Annotated in this window: 17 protein-coding genes; 6 read left to right on the forward strand and 11 right to left on the reverse strand. The window is 70.5% G+C overall.

Annotated elements, in window-relative coordinates:
• Positions 1 to 114: 114 nt before the first annotated feature.
• From FB453_RS19565 to FB453_RS19575, 3 genes are all read right to left on the reverse strand, one after another.
• Positions 115 to 1,545: an RNB domain-containing ribonuclease gene (locus FB453_RS19565; protein ID WP_145792188.1), complete on the reverse strand. Its 1,431-nt coding sequence runs from the start codon at positions 1,543 to 1,545 to the stop codon at positions 115 to 117.
• Positions 1,546 to 1,625: 80 nt separating this feature from the next.
• Positions 1,626 to 2,459 (reverse strand): histone, encoded by an 834-nt coding sequence (locus FB453_RS19570; RefSeq protein ID WP_486480342.1) that lies wholly within the window; start codon positions 2,457 to 2,459, stop codon positions 1,626 to 1,628.
• 83 nt (positions 2,460 to 2,542) lie between these two features.
• Entirely contained in the window at positions 2,543 to 2,746 is a 204-nt protein-coding gene (locus FB453_RS19575) for a hypothetical protein (RefSeq protein ID WP_091409533.1), read from the reverse strand.
• Between the two features lie 166 nt (positions 2,747 to 2,912).
• On the opposite strand from FB453_RS19575, the gene FB453_RS19580 reads away from it, so the two are divergent.
• Together FB453_RS19580 and FB453_RS19585 are read left to right on the forward strand one after the other, a co-directional pair.
• Entirely contained in the window at positions 2,913 to 4,187 is a 1,275-nt protein-coding gene (locus FB453_RS19580) for a M48 family metallopeptidase (protein ID WP_145792189.1), read from the forward strand.
• Positions 4,188 to 4,240: 53 nt separating this feature from the next.
• Positions 4,241 to 4,738 carry an NUDIX hydrolase gene (locus tag FB453_RS19585; protein WP_091409526.1) on the forward strand — a complete coding sequence of 166 codons (498 nt, stop codon included), beginning with the start codon at positions 4,241 to 4,243 and terminating at the stop codon, positions 4,736 to 4,738.
• A 3-nt stretch (positions 4,739 to 4,741) separates the two neighbouring features.
• On the opposite strand, the gene FB453_RS19590 is transcribed toward FB453_RS19585, so the two are convergent.
• Both FB453_RS19590 and FB453_RS19595 read right to left on the reverse strand, forming a co-directional pair.
• Positions 4,742 to 5,746: a hypothetical protein gene (locus FB453_RS19590; RefSeq protein WP_486480343.1), complete on the reverse strand. Its 1,005-nt coding sequence runs from the start codon at positions 5,744 to 5,746 to the stop codon at positions 4,742 to 4,744.
• A complete protein-coding gene (locus FB453_RS19595) occupies positions 5,707 to 6,042 on the reverse strand; it encodes a helix-turn-helix transcriptional regulator (protein WP_145792192.1) in 336 nt (111 codons plus the stop codon). The genes FB453_RS19590 and FB453_RS19595 overlap by 40 nt, the downstream gene beginning before the upstream one ends.
• A gap of 81 nt (positions 6,043 to 6,123) precedes the next feature.
• On the opposite strand from FB453_RS19595, the gene FB453_RS19600 reads away from it, so the two are divergent.
• On the forward strand, positions 6,124 to 6,975 hold the full coding sequence (locus tag FB453_RS19600) for an endonuclease/exonuclease/phosphatase family protein (protein WP_145792195.1): 852 nt from the start codon (positions 6,124 to 6,126) through the stop codon (positions 6,973 to 6,975).
• Positions 6,976 to 7,032: 57 nt separating this feature from the next.
• Here the strand turns inward: FB453_RS19600 and FB453_RS19605 are convergent, their stop codons facing one another.
• The gene (locus FB453_RS19605) at positions 7,033 to 7,899 is read right to left on the reverse strand and encodes an AraC family transcriptional regulator (protein ID WP_112671755.1); all 867 of its coding nucleotides are present in this window, start codon (positions 7,897 to 7,899) and stop codon (positions 7,033 to 7,035) included.
• Between the two features lie 142 nt (positions 7,900 to 8,041).
• On the opposite strand from FB453_RS19605, the gene FB453_RS19610 reads away from it, so the two are divergent.
• Both FB453_RS19610 and FB453_RS19615 read left to right on the forward strand, forming a co-directional pair.
• Positions 8,042 to 8,686 (forward strand): GrpB family protein, encoded by a 645-nt coding sequence (locus tag FB453_RS19610; RefSeq protein WP_186718392.1) that lies wholly within the window; start codon positions 8,042 to 8,044, stop codon positions 8,684 to 8,686.
• 37 nt (positions 8,687 to 8,723) lie between these two features.
• Positions 8,724 to 9,242: a hypothetical protein gene (locus FB453_RS19615; RefSeq protein WP_145792199.1), complete on the forward strand. Its 519-nt coding sequence runs from the start codon at positions 8,724 to 8,726 to the stop codon at positions 9,240 to 9,242.
• A gap of 129 nt (positions 9,243 to 9,371) precedes the next feature.
• On the opposite strand, the gene FB453_RS34615 is transcribed toward FB453_RS19615, so the two are convergent.
• Both FB453_RS34615 and FB453_RS19625 read right to left on the reverse strand, forming a co-directional pair.
• A complete protein-coding gene (locus tag FB453_RS34615) occupies positions 9,372 to 9,734 on the reverse strand; it encodes a hypothetical protein (RefSeq protein ID WP_222431371.1) in 363 nt (120 codons plus the stop codon).
• Positions 9,735 to 10,304: 570 nt separating this feature from the next.
• Positions 10,305 to 10,880, reverse strand: coding sequence for a GNAT family N-acetyltransferase (locus FB453_RS19625; RefSeq protein WP_186718394.1), 576 nt, complete (start codon positions 10,878 to 10,880; stop codon positions 10,305 to 10,307).
• A gap of 65 nt (positions 10,881 to 10,945) precedes the next feature.
• On the opposite strand from FB453_RS19625, the gene FB453_RS19630 reads away from it, so the two are divergent.
• Entirely contained in the window at positions 10,946 to 11,830 is an 885-nt protein-coding gene (locus FB453_RS19630) for a transglutaminase-like domain-containing protein (protein WP_145792204.1), read from the forward strand.
• Here the strand turns inward: FB453_RS19630 and FB453_RS19635 are convergent.
• The 3 genes from FB453_RS19635 to FB453_RS19645 form a co-directional block, all read right to left on the reverse strand.
• A complete protein-coding gene (locus FB453_RS19635) occupies positions 11,817 to 12,758 on the reverse strand; it encodes a redoxin family protein (protein WP_145792206.1) in 942 nt (313 codons plus the stop codon). The genes FB453_RS19630 and FB453_RS19635 overlap by 14 nt on opposite strands.
• A complete protein-coding gene (locus FB453_RS19640) occupies positions 12,759 to 13,982 on the reverse strand; it encodes an epoxide hydrolase family protein (RefSeq protein WP_145792208.1) in 1,224 nt (407 codons plus the stop codon). It lies immediately after the preceding gene.
• 128 nt (positions 13,983 to 14,110) lie between these two features.
• Positions 14,111 to 14,947 (reverse strand): SDR family oxidoreductase, encoded by an 837-nt coding sequence (locus FB453_RS19645; protein WP_145792211.1) that lies wholly within the window; start codon positions 14,945 to 14,947, stop codon positions 14,111 to 14,113.
• Positions 14,948 to 15,051: the final 104 nt, after the last annotated feature.

The raw sequence follows: 15,051 nt of genomic DNA on the forward strand, positions 1-15,051 counted from the left end.
GGCCTCATCCTCGCAAACCGCTCGGCCGGTCAGCAGCGCCGAGCGCTGTGAGAATCCCCGCTGCACGTGAGCGACCGCGCCAGCGGGCGAGAACAGGGCCAGACGGCGGCCCGGTCAGGCCAGCTCGAACAGGACGGTACGGGCCGCCGGGTCGGCGGTGACCAGACGAACCCGGACCCGTTCGCCGAGCGGCAGTTGGCCGAGGCAGCGGGCGCGTACCGGCGGGGCGTCCAGCGCGACGGTGCCACCGGCCGGTCGGGGCCGGGACTTGCCATTGGGTGGGGCGTCGACGTCGAGGACGGCCGCGTCGAAGGTCTCGCCCACCCGGTGCTCCAGCACCGCCGCCTCGGCCAGCTCGACGGCACCACGAGCAGCCGCCGAGGCGACCCGGTCGGTGCTCGCCATCACCTCGGGCAGCCGGGGCAACGCGGCACGGGCCCAGTCGGGCACCGCCTGGCCCGCGTGCAGGGCCAGGCAGACCTCGGTGGCGTACCGGTCGGCCAGCCGCCGAAGCGGGGCCGTCACGTGGGCGTACGCGGCCGCCACGCCACCATGCTCCGGCTGCTCCGGCAGCTCCCCGTCGAAGGCGGTGTACGCGGCACCGCGCATCAGCTCGGCCGCCTGGTCGATGAACGCGGCGGCGCGCGGCTGGGCGGCGTCCAGACCGGCGATGACCTGCCCCGGGCCCACGTCGTCCGGCCAGTGCACGCCCAGCGGCGCGGCGGCGGCCCGGAGCCGCTGCACCGCGTCCGGCTTGGGCGCCGGCATCGTCCGCAGCAGACCCACCCGGCCGGCCAGCATGATGTCGGCGGCAGCCATCCCGGTCAGCAGGGAGATCTGCGCGTTGTGCTCTTCCATCGGCACCGGCGCGCGCAGCACCAGCCGCCAGCCCTCACCGTCGGGCTCCAGATCCTGCTCGGGCAGCGGCAGGTTGATGGCGCCCCGGCTCAGCCCACGGGCGGTCAGTCGGTCGCCGATCTCCGGCAGCAGCGCGATCGGGTCGGGTAGCCGTCCGGCCTCGGCTGCCGCCTGCACCCCGGTGTAGTCGAGTTTGGCGCGGCTGCGGACCAGGGCGCGTTCCAGCTCGACGGCCACGGTGCCGCCGTCGGCGTCCAGGTCGATGGTCCAGACCACAGCGGCCCGATCGTCGTCGGGCAGCAGGCTGGCCGCACCCTCGCTGAGGGTGTGCGGGTGCAGCGGCACGTTGCCGTCGGGCAGGTAGATGGTCTGCCCCCGCCGCCAGGTCTCCGCCTCCAACGCCCCGCCCGGGGCGACGTGCGCGGCGACGTCGGCGATCGCGTACCGCACGCGGTAGCCCCCACCCGGGCGGCGGCTGAGGTGCATCGCCTGGTCCAGGTCCCGCGAGCTGGCGGGGTCGACAGTGACGAACGGTATGTCGGTGCGGTCGACGGGCGGCTGCGGCGGTGCCGCAGCCGCCTCGTCGGCTTCACGCTGGGCGTCGGCCGGAAACTCCTCGGACAGGCCGAGTTCGCGGCGCAACGCGCCGAAGTCGATGCGGGGCGCGAGTACGCGTCGGATGACCACGGGTCAATCCTGACAGCGCCACGGGTGATCCGCTTCCGGTGACCGGCCCGAAATCCGCCCGGTGAGGGGATTCTCCCCGCTCAGCCGGTCGCCTTGCGGGCGGCGCTGCGGGCCCCCCTGGGAGCGGTGGCTCGGGCGGCGACCGGGCGGGTCGGAGTCTTACGGGCGGTCACCTTGCGGGCCGGCGCCTTGGCCGCGACGGTCTTCTTCGCCGGGGCCTTCTTCGCCGCCGCCTTGCGGGCGGTGGTCGACGAGGTACCCGTCACCTTCGCGGCCGGGGCCTTCTTGGCCGGAGCCTTGCGCGCGCCGCCGCTGGGGCGGGTCGACGCGGTCTTCTTCGCCGCGGCCGTCTTCTTCGTCGCTGTCTTCTTGGCGGCGGACGCCTTGGTCGCCACCTTCCGCGCCGGGGCCTTCGCCGCGGTCGTGGTCTTGCGCGCCGAGGCCTTGGCGGCGGTGGTGGTCTTGCGCGCCGGGGCCTTCGCCGCGGTGGTGGTCTTCTTCGCCGCCGAGGCGGTCGTCTTCTTCGCCGCGCCCACCGTCTTCTTCGCCGTACCGGTGGTCTTCTTCGCGGCGGTGGTGGTCTTGCGCGCCGTGGACGCCGGGGCCCGCTTGGCGGCGGTGGTCGTCTTGCGGGTGGTGGCCGAGGCCTTCGCGGGGGCCTTCTTGGCCGCGGCGGTGGTCTTGGTCGTGGCCTTCTTCGCGGGGGCCTTCGTGGCCGCCGTGGTGGTCTTCCTGGCCGGGGCGCGGCCCGCCCCGCCGGCGGCCTTGCGGGCCGGTGCCTTCGCGGCAGCCGTGGTGGACTTGCGCACGGGGGTGGTCCGGCTCGCCGCCGTGTTCCGCTCCGCCGCGGCGGTCTTCTTCGCGGTGGTGCGTCGGGCGGCCGGGCGCTTGGTGGCCTGCTGTGCTTCGGCCATCGTGGTTCCCTCCTCGGGGGACGTGCTCTCGCGTGCGTCCTCGCGGAGCACGAAATACCTCGGCGCGAGCCGTCCCGCGCCGCCTATCTGTCGTCCCCGGCCCAACGAGCGTCCTCGGCATCCCACGCCTCGTTCCGCTCCTGCACTCGTTGCAGGGCGTTCTCCGCGTCGGCCGCCGAGTCGTACGGGCCGAGAACGTGCTTCGCCGGACACACGTTGGAGTCCGTCTCGACCCGGTGATGCCGGGTGCACCAGTAGAACTGCCCACCACGTCCGCTGTCGCTCATGGGAATCACTGTGCACCGCGAACCGGCCGGCCGCCACCGGATCGCACAAGTCGCCGACGATCTCCACAGTAGATATGCATTGCGTTCGTCGGGGCGGAACGCGGAAATAGGGTCGGACGAACAGTCAGTTCCGGTGCAATCCAGGGCTGAGGCATGATCTGCGCTCGTGACCAATACGGTGACCGGCACGGGGGCGTGCCCGGGGTGTGCGGCGACGACGGCATCGGTACGGGACGCGGTGCCCTGGTGCCCCGGCTGCGAATGGAATCTGGACGCCTATGACCCGGCACGACGTCAACGCGAGTTCGGGTGGAGTTGGGTCGACCGGTGGACCTACCGAATGGCGTTCCGGGCGACCAGGCGGCAGTTCACCCAACTGGTCGGGCGACCGTTGGGCACCAACGGATCCGAAGCCGCCCGGACGCTCACCGCGGCAGCCTCGTTGCTCCTGATCGCCGCGGTGCTCGCGCTCGCAGTGGTCGGTGGTTGGCTGATCGTGGCGTTCCCGTTTCCCAACCTGGCGATCGTGCCGGGTGTGGCGATGGTCGGTCTGGCGATCGCGTTGCGGCCCCGGTTCGGTCGCCTCGACCCGGAACTGGAGGTGCTCACCCGCGACCAGGCGCCGGAGCTGTTCGGCCTGATCGACGAGGTGGCCACCGCTGTCGGGGCACCTGCGCCGGACGTGGTGGGCGTGGACGACACCATCAACGCGTACGCGGGCACTGTCGGGTTGCGGCGGCGGAAGGTGCTCGGTCTCGGGCTTCCGCTGTGGGGTTCGCTTCCCGCCGGTGGCCGGGTGGCGCTGCTCGGCCACGAGCTGGGTCACTTCGTCAACGGTGACCCGCGCCGGGGCCTGTTGACCCAGCCCGCGTTCACCATGCTCGGCTCGGCCGCCGACCTGTTCCGGCCGGTGCGGACCAGCGTCGGGGCGGGGCTGGTGGAGATGCTGGGCGACGCGCTGGGCCGCGCGTTCCAGTGGGTGGTGTCGCGGGTGCTGTTCGTCGCGTACCTGCTGCTGGTGACTGTGGCATTGCGGGACAGTCAGCGGGCCGAGTACCTCGCCGACGAACTGGCCGCCCGGGTGGCCGGCACGACCGCCGCGACCGACTTCCTCGACACCCTGCTCGCTACCGAATCGCTGGCGTTGGCGGTGCGTCGGGAGAGCCGGGCGGGACACGGCCCGGACCGGTGGCGGTCCGCGCTGGCCGAGTCCCTTGCGGCCAGGACCGACCAGTTGCCGCTCCTGCGGCAACTGTCGGTCCGCGACGAGGCGTCGCTGTTCGCCGCTCACCCACCGACCGGACTGCGCCGCCAGATGCTCGCTGGGCGCGCCTGGCAGGATCCCTCGGTGGTGCTCACCGAAGCACGGATGGAGCGGATCGACGCCGAACTCGGCAAGGAGTACGACCGCTTCCGCCGTACGGTCAGCTGGTCGGGCTGACGCCGGACGTGCGTCCGGCATGGGGCAGAGCAGTCGCGGCCTATGATCGCCGGATGGCGATTCCGGACTACATCATGGGGTTGCGCAAGCACGTCGGTCACGACCTGCTCTGGCTGCCGAGCGTCAGCGCGGTGGTCCGCAACGACGCCGGTGAGCTACTGCTCGGCCAGCGTGCCGACGACGGGCGCTGGTCGGTGATCAGCGGCTTCGTCGAGCCGGGCGAGCAGCCGGCCACCGCGCTGGTCCGCGAGGTGCGCGAGGAGACGGGCCTGGAGGTGGCGCCGGTGCGGATGTCCAGCGCCGTGTCGCACCCGCACACGTACCCGAATGGCGACCGCTGCGACTACCTGAACCTGGGGTTCCTGTGCCGCTTGGTGGCCGGCACCGCCCGCGTCAACGACGACGAGTCGCTGGCCGTGCGGTGGTTCCCGCTGGACCGGCTGCCCGAGCTGGACAAGCACGCCCTGCTGGTCATCGCGTACGCGTTGCGCGAGAACCAGCTGGCCGGTTACCTGGAGCCGGGTACGACGTGGGACGACGTACCCGACTGAGGTTCACACCGGGGTCGGCGCGAGGGCGACCGGCTCGGCGGGGGCCGACCGGGCCGCCCGGATGGTGTACGCGAGCGCGTACGGCGTGCAGGCCAGGTAGAGCATGGGCTCTATCAACACCCGGTTGGTGATCAGGAAGATCTCCCAGTCGATCGGCCGGGGCAGGCCGAAGTTCCAGTCCGTCCAGCAGGCGAAGAGCCACAGCGGCGCGGAGATCGGGTCGACGCGCTCCCGTGCCTCGATCGTTGGGCCAGCGCCGAATCCGGCGGGGTACGCGTCGACGATGACGAGGATCACCGCGAGGTCCGCGGCGACGAGTGCGCCGAGGACGCCCACCCACCAGGCGGCGCGGACGCGACCCCGGGCGGCGAGGCTCGCCGCGGCCCAGAGCGCGAGGGTCAGGCCGGCCGACCAGAGCAGCAGACCGGGTACGGCGTCGGCCAGGCCCTCGGCGTTCACGACGTACCTGAAATTGACGACGTACACGAACAGGATGACGGCCGCACCGACCGGGAGCACCACGCCGAGCGCGATACGCAGTGGGCCGTCAAGTGCGTTGTGCCGGGCCCAGCGGGCGGCGAACACCGCCAGCACGACCGCCAGCACGATGGTGAACGCCGCCCAGATCGGCCTCTGCGCCCGCTCCACCCAACTCGCCCGCACCAGCAACGAGTCGACGGAGAACAGCGCCACCACACCGAGGGCCACGATCCCGACGCAGGCGATCGGGGACAGCAGTAGCGCTGCGGCGGTACGGCCGGCCCGACCACGCATCACTGTGCGGTCGACGATCGGGGCGCCGGCGCGACTGACGGCCAGGCTCACCGCGAAGCCGACCATCGTCGTCCGGCGGCCACTCTCGGCGAGCACGTGCAGCTCGGCGGCCCACTCGCGGCGCAGGTCGTCGCGGACCTCGGCGGGCCAGCGCCGCGCGGCCAGATCCAGCAGCAGCTCGGCGGCCCGGCGGGTCACCACGCCGGTGCCCCGGTGGGCTCGGCGCCGCCCCACGAGCGACGGCCACCGTCGGGGATCGCGGCCCGCAGGTCGGCGAGCGCCTGCCGGGCCTGCGTCACCCCGACGGCGGTCAGCCGGTAGTAGCGCCGGGCCGGCCGCCCGGCCGCGACGGGATCGATCGCCTCCCAGTCGGCGGCCAGCCAGCCGGCCCCCTGCAACCGGTGCAGCACCGGGTAGAGGGTGCCGCTGGGCAGGCCGGTCATTCGCATCAGGTCGAGCCCGTAGCGCTGCTCGTCGGGCTCGGCGAGCAGCGCCGCGAGCACCTTCGCGACCGGGATGGTCATCCGCATACGACCACTGTATCGGAACTCTACATAGGGGTGGGGGACGTCAGGATTCCGCCGTGGCCGGCGCGGGTAAGCACCAAGGGCATGACGACGGACGACGAGCCCGCCGGGCTGCGGGTGCTGACCCTCAACCTGCTCGCCCCCGAATACGCCGACTGGGAGAGCCGCCGGGCCGTCCTCAAGTCGGGCCTGGCCCGCCTGCGACCGGACGTGGTCGCCCTTCAGGAGACCGTCTGGGGCAACGGCTACGACCAGGCGATCGACCTGCTCGGCCCGGACCATCACGTGGTACGCCACGGCGGGCGCTCCGCCGACGGGGTCGGCGCCGCACTGGTCAGCCGCTGGCCGGTCGGGACCGTCCGCGAACTCGACCTACAGGTCACCGAACGGGTCGACATGCCCTGGTCGGCGGTGGTCGTGGCGGAGATCGAGGTGCCACCGCCCATCGGCACAGTGCTGGTCGCCCACCACAAACCCACCTATCAGTACGGGTACGCCCACGAGCGGGAGTTGCAGGCCGTCCGGTCCGCGACCTTCATCGAGAAGCTGCTGGCCGGAGGGGACCTGCCCGTCGTCCTCGTCGGCGACTTCGACGACGACGCCGACTCCGCCAGCGTGCGCTTCTGGCGCGGCAAACAGTCGCTGCACGGTTGCAGCGTCGCCTACCAGGACGCCTGGGCAACGGTGCACCCGGACGATCCCGGGCACACCTTCACCCCGCGCAATCCGCTGGTGCGAGCGGGCACGATGCCACTGGAGACGGGACGTCGGATCGACTACGTCATGGTCCGCTGCGGCCTCCACGGGCCGAACCTGGCGGTGGCGGACTGCCGGCGGGTCTTCGACGAGCCGGTCGACGGGGTCTGGGCCAGCGACCATTTCGGCGTACTCGCGGACCTGCGGCTGCCCGACCATCCGCCGGGCCGGTGGCGGTGAACGGCAGACCGGGCAGGCGCCGGGCCGACGTTGCGCACGTCGACCCGGCGCCGCAGCTCAGGACGGGACCCGCTCCACCGGGATCCACAGCTCGGCGTCCGCCTGGGTGCCGTCCGCCGACACCCGGACCCGGGAGATCTCCGGCCCAGGTCGGCTGCGGTACGGGTTGGACGGAAACCACTGGGTGAACACGTCACGCCACAGGTACTGCACCGCCTGCGGAAACGCACCGGAGGTGGTGAACACCGCCCATGACCCGGCCTGCACCGGCAGCGCGTCCAGGTCCTCCGGCGGCGCGGCGCTGGTCACCACCCCGTGCCAGTAGTCCAGCTCGGTGCCCTCCTGCCGGCTGTCGGCGAGGTTGTCGCTGACGTTGACGATTCCCTTCGGCTCCTGATCGGAGAGCGCCTCGATCCGCTCGGTCGTCTCCTTGTCGATGCTCCGGATGAACGCGACGATCGCCGGGTTCATCCCCTCGTGCACCAGCGGGACCCGGGCCTTGCGCCCCACCAGCGCGAACGCGTCCTTGTCGACGATTCGGTACTCCATGCTGCCGCTCCCTTCGACGGTGAGTCGGAAGGACATCCGGGGCTGGGCGCGCAACGCTGCGCCCGTACGCCGAGCTTCTCCAGGCCCCACGCCGTGCACGGCGTGGAACGCCCGGGCGAACGCCTCCGCCGAGCCGTAGCCGTAGTGCACCGCGACGTCGAGCAACGTCCGCTCCCCCGCCAGCACGTCCGCACCGGCGACGGTGAGCCGACGCCGCCGGATGTACTCCGACAGCGGCATTCCGGCCAGTGCGGAGAACAGCCGTCGGAAGTGGTACTCCGACGTCAGCGCGATCCGCGCCAGCTCGGCCACCTCGATCTTCTGGTCGAGGTGGCGCTCGATGTACGCCATAGCCTCGTTGAGCCGATCCAGCACCCGGGCCTCCTTCCCTTTCGAGCACTGACGCTAGGTCGCGGGGTCGGTCGCCCACCCGACATCCGATGCCCGCATCGGTCGGGTGCGCCGCACCGGTCGTCGTGTCGTAGCCTGGCGGACTTTGCTTCCCGAGGAGGTTGACGTGGCCGAGTTTCCGCAGAACGTCGTGCAGCGCTTCCACGGCACCCCCGAACAGGTCGACGCCGGCCTGGTGGGCGAGCCGCCACGGACGTGGGAGTCCGTCGTCATCGAGGAGTACGACAGGGCCTGGGCGCAGCGGTTCATTGTCGTCCGGTCGTCGCTCACCGAGGCGCTGGGTGGTCTGATCATCACTGTGGAACACGTCGGGTCGACTGCGGTGCCGGGGCTGGCCGCCAAGCCTGTCATCGACGTCGACCTCGTCATCGGGGACACCGCCGAGGAGTCCGGCTATCTCCCCGCCCTGGAACGGCTCGGGTACCGGCTCGTCCTTCGGGAGCCCTGGTGGCACGGGCACCGGATGCTTCTCAGCCCCGCCGAGGACGTCAACCTGCACGTCTGGCCGCAGGGTGCGCCGGAACCGGTCCGGCACCTGCTCTTGCGCGACTGGCTGCGCGCGCATCCGCAGGACCGGGAGCGGTACGCCGCGACCAAGCGCCGTCTCGCGCGGGACACCGCGCACCGGCCCCGCGACTACAGCCTGGCGAAGAACGACGTCATCGACGAGATCTACGCGCGCATCTTCGCCGCCTCGGCGGCAGCAGCCGAGGCCGAGCAGCCGGGCGGAACCACCCAGGCCGAGGGTTGATAATCCTGGCGGTCACTCTGCCGGAAAGGGGTCTTCGATGGTGCGATGGCACTGGGTCGTCGGGGTGGTGGCGGCGGCGATGCTCGCTGGTTGTGACACCGACACGAACGCCCCTGTCGACGCCGCGCTACCCCGCGGGGAGAGCCTCGGCGAGCTGCGTCAGCAGGCACGGGAGGCATTGGCCCGGTACGACCAGGCCGTCATCGACGCAGGTGGCGCTGGCGCCGTCACCCCGACACCACCACCGTGGAACTCCCCGCCGGGCATCGCCATCGAGTCGGCGACCGCAACCGGGGCCGGTGCGCAGCTGACCGTCGACTTCACCGGCGCCTTCGGGCCGGCGACCGGACGCTGTGGCGCCGACTACCACGCGGAGTCGGTCGAGTCGGCCAACGCCGTCGTGGTCATCGTCATCGCGCAGCACCACAACAGCGGCGAGGTGTGCACCCTTGCGGGCTTCACGCGTACCGCAACCCTCAATCTGGCCCAACCGCTGGGCAGGCGGTCGGTCCTCGAGATACGCCAGGGGCAACCGGTCCCGCTCACCCTCAGGTGAGCGCAATCAGCGTGTTCGGCGGGACGGCCGCAAGTAGATCTTGGACAAATTCCGTCATCAGCTAACGGAAACTGTCCAAGATTCGGCCGTAGGCCGGGGATGTGAGCTGCCAGTGACCATCCGGATTCGTCAGGAACAGTCGAAGCGGTAGTCGAACGGCCTGGTGGGGCAGGTCGTGCAGACAAACAGGTAGATCCCGCCGACGTCACCCAGCATGAGCCCGCTGGGGTTCTGGATCGTCCACCACGGGTGATCGTCGGTGGTGGCCGTTTCCCAACCGGCCATCGCCGGACGATCCTCTACTGGGATCCATCTCTTCTCGTCACCGCGGCTGAACTCCCAGCTGGCCACCGTCAGCAGATGGTCCATGGACGAGCCACACTCGCAGACCGGCCAGTCCGGAGACTGCGTCCAGCCGGGGTAACCGCCGACCTTGATCCCCGAGGCGACCGCCAGATCGGCTTCGTAATTCCAACCGGTCTCCTGCGTCACCCGCCTTATCGTGTCCTCGATCTGCGGCCAGACGGCACGCGGGAGGTCCCAGGATGGGTACTCGGTAACCCGCTCCGGGTCGAGCACACAGCGGCGGGGACGTGCGATGGATCTGACTCCACATCCGGTACGGGCATTTCCTGAAGCTGGGCACCGATGTCGGCGCGGCGACGCCAGCGCAGTTCGGGGCGAGGTGACGTCCACGGTTCATGCTCGAATGGGCACCACAACACCTGTAGGACGTCCGCGCCGGCCGGGAACGGCACCTCAGGCACGTCCTCGGCCAGCAACTGCACCACCGGCACCAGCGGCGCCGCCGGTTCACCCGGAGAATCGAGGTAGTGGTCGCCGGGCTCCGGTCCATCGCACATCGGCCAGGCTTCGTCGGCCGGCCACAGCAGCGGGCCGCCCACCGAACTCTGCTCCGCTGTCGGCGCACCCGGGCGGGGATGCAACCGGACGGTCGTCCGCGCCAACGGCGCAACCGCCGGAAAGATCTGTGGCACGTCGATGGGGCTGGAAGGGGTGGTGTGCACGCCGCCGATCGTAGGAGGCGCGCAATCAGCGTTCTCAGCGCGGCGGCTGCTGCATGATCCAGGTGGGCACGGGCTCGGCCAGGAAGCCCGCCACCTCCCAGCCGGCCCGGCGGTACAGCTCGACGTTGGCCGGGTTGCTGGTCTCCAGGATCGCCGGCAGGCCGTCGGCGGCGGCACGGGCCAGGCCGGCCCGCATGACGGCACGGCCCCAACCGCGTCCGGCGCTGTCGGGGTGGGTGCCCAGGACGCCGAGATACCAGAACGGGAACGTCGGCAGCGCGGCGTGCACGGCGTCGTCGTAGCTCTGGACGCGGGCCAGCACGTCGGCGGGGTAGTGAGCGGCGAGCCCGCCCTCCGGTGACCCGGTCAGCGACCCCGCCGGTGGCTCCCAGATGGCGACCGACGCGCCCCCGCCGAGCGTCCAGATCGACGACTGGTGCACACGCTTGTCGAAGAGGTGCCCGAAGAAGGCGGTGGCGTACCGCGGATAAGTCTCCTCGTCGGGGAAGAGGCACCGCAGGATCGGATCCTTGACGAACGCGGCGACCAGTGTATGAACCACCGCATCGCGGTCCGCCGGGGTGGCGATGGTGATCTCGGGCGTTGTCACAGCAGTCGACACTATCCGGAAAAGCGCCTTGACCCTGACACGGTGGCGGCCCCGAGACTGGCCTCATGGACCTCGATGACTATCGCAGACAGTCCCCCTACAGCGACCCCGGTCGGCACGGTGGTCTCCTCGACGCCGTGTCGTCCGACATCCCCAGCGTGGCGGCGACCGCCCGCAACGTGATCGTCCACTACCGGGCCGGCGGAGTTGACCTGCCCGTCGACCGGCTCGACGAGGTGAACCGCCGCTGGGTGGACCGCATCCTCGACACCGACCAGTCCCGCTTTCCAGTGCCACTTACCGCTGAGCGCCCGGCCGTGGAGCGGGTGGCCGGCTGCTGCCGGGACCACACACTGCTTTCGATCGCGATCCTCCGTCAGCACGGCATTCCCAGCCGCAGCCGGGTCGGCTTCGCCTCCTACTTCACTCCCGGCTGGCACCACGATCACGTGCTGGTGGAGTACTGGAACGGCGAACGCTGGGTCTGGGCCGACCCGGAGCTCGACCCGGCCGGCGACCGGCGGTTCGACGGCTACGACATCGACCCGACGGCAGGGCTCTTCGACTCGGCAGCGCGGGTGTGGTCGGCGTACCGGGCCGGGACGATCGATCCCGACGTCTACGGCGTGGCCCCCGACATGCCGGTCCACGGCGCCTGGTTCATCTACAACTACGTCCTGCACGAACTGGCCCATCGGCAGAAGGACGAGCTGCTGCTGTGGGACAGCTTCGGCGCGATGACCGACCACCTCGCCAACGCCGACCTTACGCTCGCCGACGAGATCGCCGCCCTGCTGCTCGAAGCCGACGACGGCGACGAGGCTGCGGAGAAGGCGCTCGCCGACCGGTACGCGACCGACAGCCGTCTGCGTCCCGGCGCTCAGGTACGCAGCTTCTCACCGGTCTCCGGCACTGTGAACACTGTCGATCTGCGCGTCAGCCGAAGGTGAAGGCGTACGCCTCGGCGCCGGGCTCGCCGAACGTGATCTCCAGGGTCCGCTCCCGGACCGCGCCGTCCTGGCGGACGAGCTGGTAGAGCCGGCCGTCCTGGAGTACGCCGTTGCCGTACTCGTCGACGTCGACGCCGTGTGACGGGCCGGGAGCGTCACCGTCGAGCAGCACGCGGAACGGGATCGACGCTCCCGCCCCGGGGGCCAGCACGAGATGCGCGTCGCGGGCGTGGAACCGGAAGGCGATGCCGCCGCCGGCCGCGTCCAGCACGACGTTCTCCGACCCGATCGTCCACTCCCCCTCCAGCGCCCACTGGTTCAGGCCGAGGCTCTCCGGCACCTGGTAGGCGCGGCGTTCGTCGAGCGCCGGGCCGTTCGGCGACGCGAAGTGTTCGCCGCGACTGAAACCGAGGTACGTCTCGGGCGTGCGCAGGTTGGTCCAGTCAGCCTCCGCCTCCGGGCCGAGCCCGTTGACGGGTACGGGTTCCCGCTCGATGCCGAGCAGTTGCTGGAGCATCCGCTCGGACTGCTCGTAGCGTCCCTCGCCGAAGTGCTCGTCGCGGATGACGCCGTCGGTGTCGACGAAGTAGAGCGCCGGCCAGTAGTGGTTGTCGAACGCACTCCAGATCGCGTAGTCGTTGTCGACCGCCACCGGGTAGTCGATCGAGCGGGCCGCGACCGCCCGCCGCACCCAGTCGACGTCGTGCTCGAATCCGAACTCCGGCGTGTGCACACCGATGACGACCAGCCCGTCATCGCGGTAGGCCTGCGACCAGGCACGCACGTACGGCTCCTGGCGCAACCAGTTGATGCAGGTCAGCGTCCAGAAGTTGACCAGGACGACGCGCCCACCCAGGTCGGCGGGGCCGAGTGGCTCGGAGTTGAGCCACTCGGCCGCCCCGTTCAGCGGGGGCAGGTGCACGGCCATCTAGCGCAGCGACCGGAAGGCGGCCCGCATCTCTTCCGAGAAGAGTTGCGGCTGCTCCCAGGCGGCGAAGTGCCCGCCCTTGTCCAGCCTGTTGTAGTGGATGAGATTGGGGTACGCCTGCTCCGCCCAACTCTTGGGAGCCTGGTAGAGCTCGTCGGGGAACACGCTCACGGCAACCGGGATGGTTACGCCCTTGGCCGCGAAGAAGGAGAGCTGGTTCTCCGCGTACAGACGAGCCGAGGAGACCCCGGTGTTCGTCAACCAGTAGAGCGAGATGTTGTCGAGGAGGTCCTCCGGCGTGATGCCTCGGGGCTGCCCGGCGACGGACTCGGAAATGAGCTTCAGGCTGGCGGCGTCATGGTCGAGCATGTACGTCGCCAGGGCGACGGGCGAGTCCGCCAATCCGGTCAGCGTCTGGGCGCGTCCCATCTCAAGGGCATAGCTGGAATGCTTCCAGAAGAAGTCCGCCTGCTCGCAAGCGCGCCTCTCCTCGTCGGAGAGGTTGGACGGAAGCGACCCGAGGGGATTGTTCGCACCGGTGATACCGGACTGGAGCATCGCATCGATGTCGGGCGGATACACACCCGGCATGTTGGTGTGGATGCCGATCAGTTCCGGAGGGGCCTGCACACCCATCAGCTCCGTGATGAGCGCACCCCAGTCGCCGCCCTGCGCCACGAACCGTGAATAGCCAAGGCGCCTCATCAACTCGATCCAGGCGTTTGCGATGTGTTGCGGGTCCCAGCCGGGCTGGCTCGGCTTCCCGGAGAAGCCGTAACCGGGCATCGACGGGATGATCAGATGGAAGGCGTCCGAGGCGCTCGCACCATGCGCGGTGGGGTTGGTGAGCGGGTCAATGATCTTCATCTGCTCGATCACCGAACCCGGCCACCCGTGTGTGACGATGAGCGGCAGGGCGTCCTCGTGCTTCGAACGGATGTGAAGGAAGTGGATGTCGAGGCCGTCGATCTCGGTCATGAACTGCGGTAGTGCGTTCAGCCGCGCCTCAACCTTGCGCCAGTCGTACTCTTTCTCCCAGTAGCGCGCGAGAGTCTGCATTGTCGCGAGCTGCACACCTTGCGACTGATCCGGCACGGTTTCCTTTTCGGGCCAACGTGTGGCGGCGATACGGGCACGCATTGCCTTGAGGTCCGCGTCTGAAATCTCCACCTTGAATGGCCGGATCTCCGTGGTGCCGGGTCGCGTCATGGTTTTGACAGCCATGGGTGCTTCCTCTCCGTCTGAATTCGCGCCTCACGAGGGATCAGGTGTTTCCCAGGCTGACCGCATTCAGGCATGATCATGGGTCGGAATTGTGGCGAGACCTGCGGATGCAGGGGTGGCGATGCCCATCAATGCGCACGGCCGGGATCGGCGACGGCGTGTTCGGCGGCGCGGCTGACCTGCTCCCAGCTCGCCCAGGTGTCCATCCGGCGGCGGGCGATGTCGAACGCCAGGTCGTACACCATGCTCCCGAGCAGGAGCCGCAGCGGCGGCTCGTCGCTGTCGACCAGTTGCAGCAGCGCCTCGGCGGCCAGACGCGGCTCGCTGTCGATCGAGCCTTCCGCCCACTGGCGCTCCAGCTCGGCGCGCAGTGGCGCGTAGGCGTCCATCGGGGTGGTGGCGCGCACGCTGGTGTAGAGGTCGGTCCAGTATCCGCCCGGCTGCACGATGCTGACAGTGATGTCGAAGGCCGCCGCCTCCATCGCCAGCGCCTCGCTCATGCCCTCCAGGGCGAACTTGCTAGCGCTGTAGAGGCCGGTGCTCGGGAAGCCGCCGAGCGCGGCGATGCTGGAGACCTGCACGATGTGGCCGGACCGCTGGGCGCGCAGGTGCGGCAGCACGGCCTGACTGACCCAGAGCGCGCCGAAGAGGTTGACCTCGAACTGAGCGCGCGCCTCGGCCTCGGTGAACTCTTCGATCATGCCCATGGACAGGGTGCCGGCGTTGCTGACGACGATGTCGAGCCGGCCGAAGTGCTCGACGGCGGTGTCCACTGCCGCGATGACCGCCGCGCGGTCGGTCACGTCGAGGGTCAGGGCCAGCAGCCGGTCGGCGTACTTCTCGTCGAAGTCGGCCTTGGCGATGGTCCGGGCGGCGGCGACCACCCGGTCGCCCCGGTCGAGTGCGGCGTCGGCGAAAGCGCGGCCCAGGCCGCGGCTGGCACCGGTGATGAACCAGGTACGCATGTGCTCTCCAAGGTTTTCAAGACGAGACGGTCCGTCTCGCGATGGGCCGAGGCTAGGCCTGCCACGCCGCCGCCGTCAAGACGAGACGGTTCGTCTCGTACGCT

The sequence above is a fragment of the Micromonospora sp. CNZ322 genome (assembly GCF_007827755.1).

Excerpts from the sequence above, each read along its gene's own strand:
- FB453_RS19570 (WP_486480342.1), bottom strand. The coding sequence starts at position 2,459 with ATGGCCGAAGCACAGCAGGCCACCAAGCGCCCGGCCGCCCGACGCACC.
- FB453_RS19575 (WP_091409533.1), bottom strand. The coding sequence starts at position 2,746 with ATGAGCGACAGCGGACGTGGTGGGCAGTTCTACTGGTGCACCCGGCAT.
- FB453_RS19585 (WP_091409526.1), top strand. The coding sequence starts at position 4,241 with ATGGCGATTCCGGACTACATCATGGGGTTGCGCAAGCACGTCGGTCAC.
- FB453_RS19595 (WP_145792192.1), bottom strand. The coding sequence starts at position 6,042 with ATGCGGATGACCATCCCGGTCGCGAAGGTGCTCGCGGCGCTGCTCGCC.
- FB453_RS19600 (WP_145792195.1), top strand. The coding sequence starts at position 6,124 with ATGACGACGGACGACGAGCCCGCCGGGCTGCGGGTGCTGACCCTCAAC.
- FB453_RS19615 (WP_145792199.1), top strand. The coding sequence starts at position 8,724 with ATGGTGCGATGGCACTGGGTCGTCGGGGTGGTGGCGGCGGCGATGCTC.
- FB453_RS19630 (WP_145792204.1), top strand. The coding sequence starts at position 10,946 with ATGGACCTCGATGACTATCGCAGACAGTCCCCCTACAGCGACCCCGGT.
- FB453_RS19635 (WP_145792206.1), bottom strand. The coding sequence starts at position 12,758 with ATGGCCGTGCACCTGCCCCCGCTGAACGGGGCGGCCGAGTGGCTCAAC.
- FB453_RS19640 (WP_145792208.1), bottom strand. The coding sequence starts at position 13,982 with ATGGCTGTCAAAACCATGACGCGACCCGGCACCACGGAGATCCGGCCA.
- FB453_RS19645 (WP_145792211.1), bottom strand. The coding sequence starts at position 14,947 with ATGCGTACCTGGTTCATCACCGGTGCCAGCCGCGGCCTGGGCCGCGCT.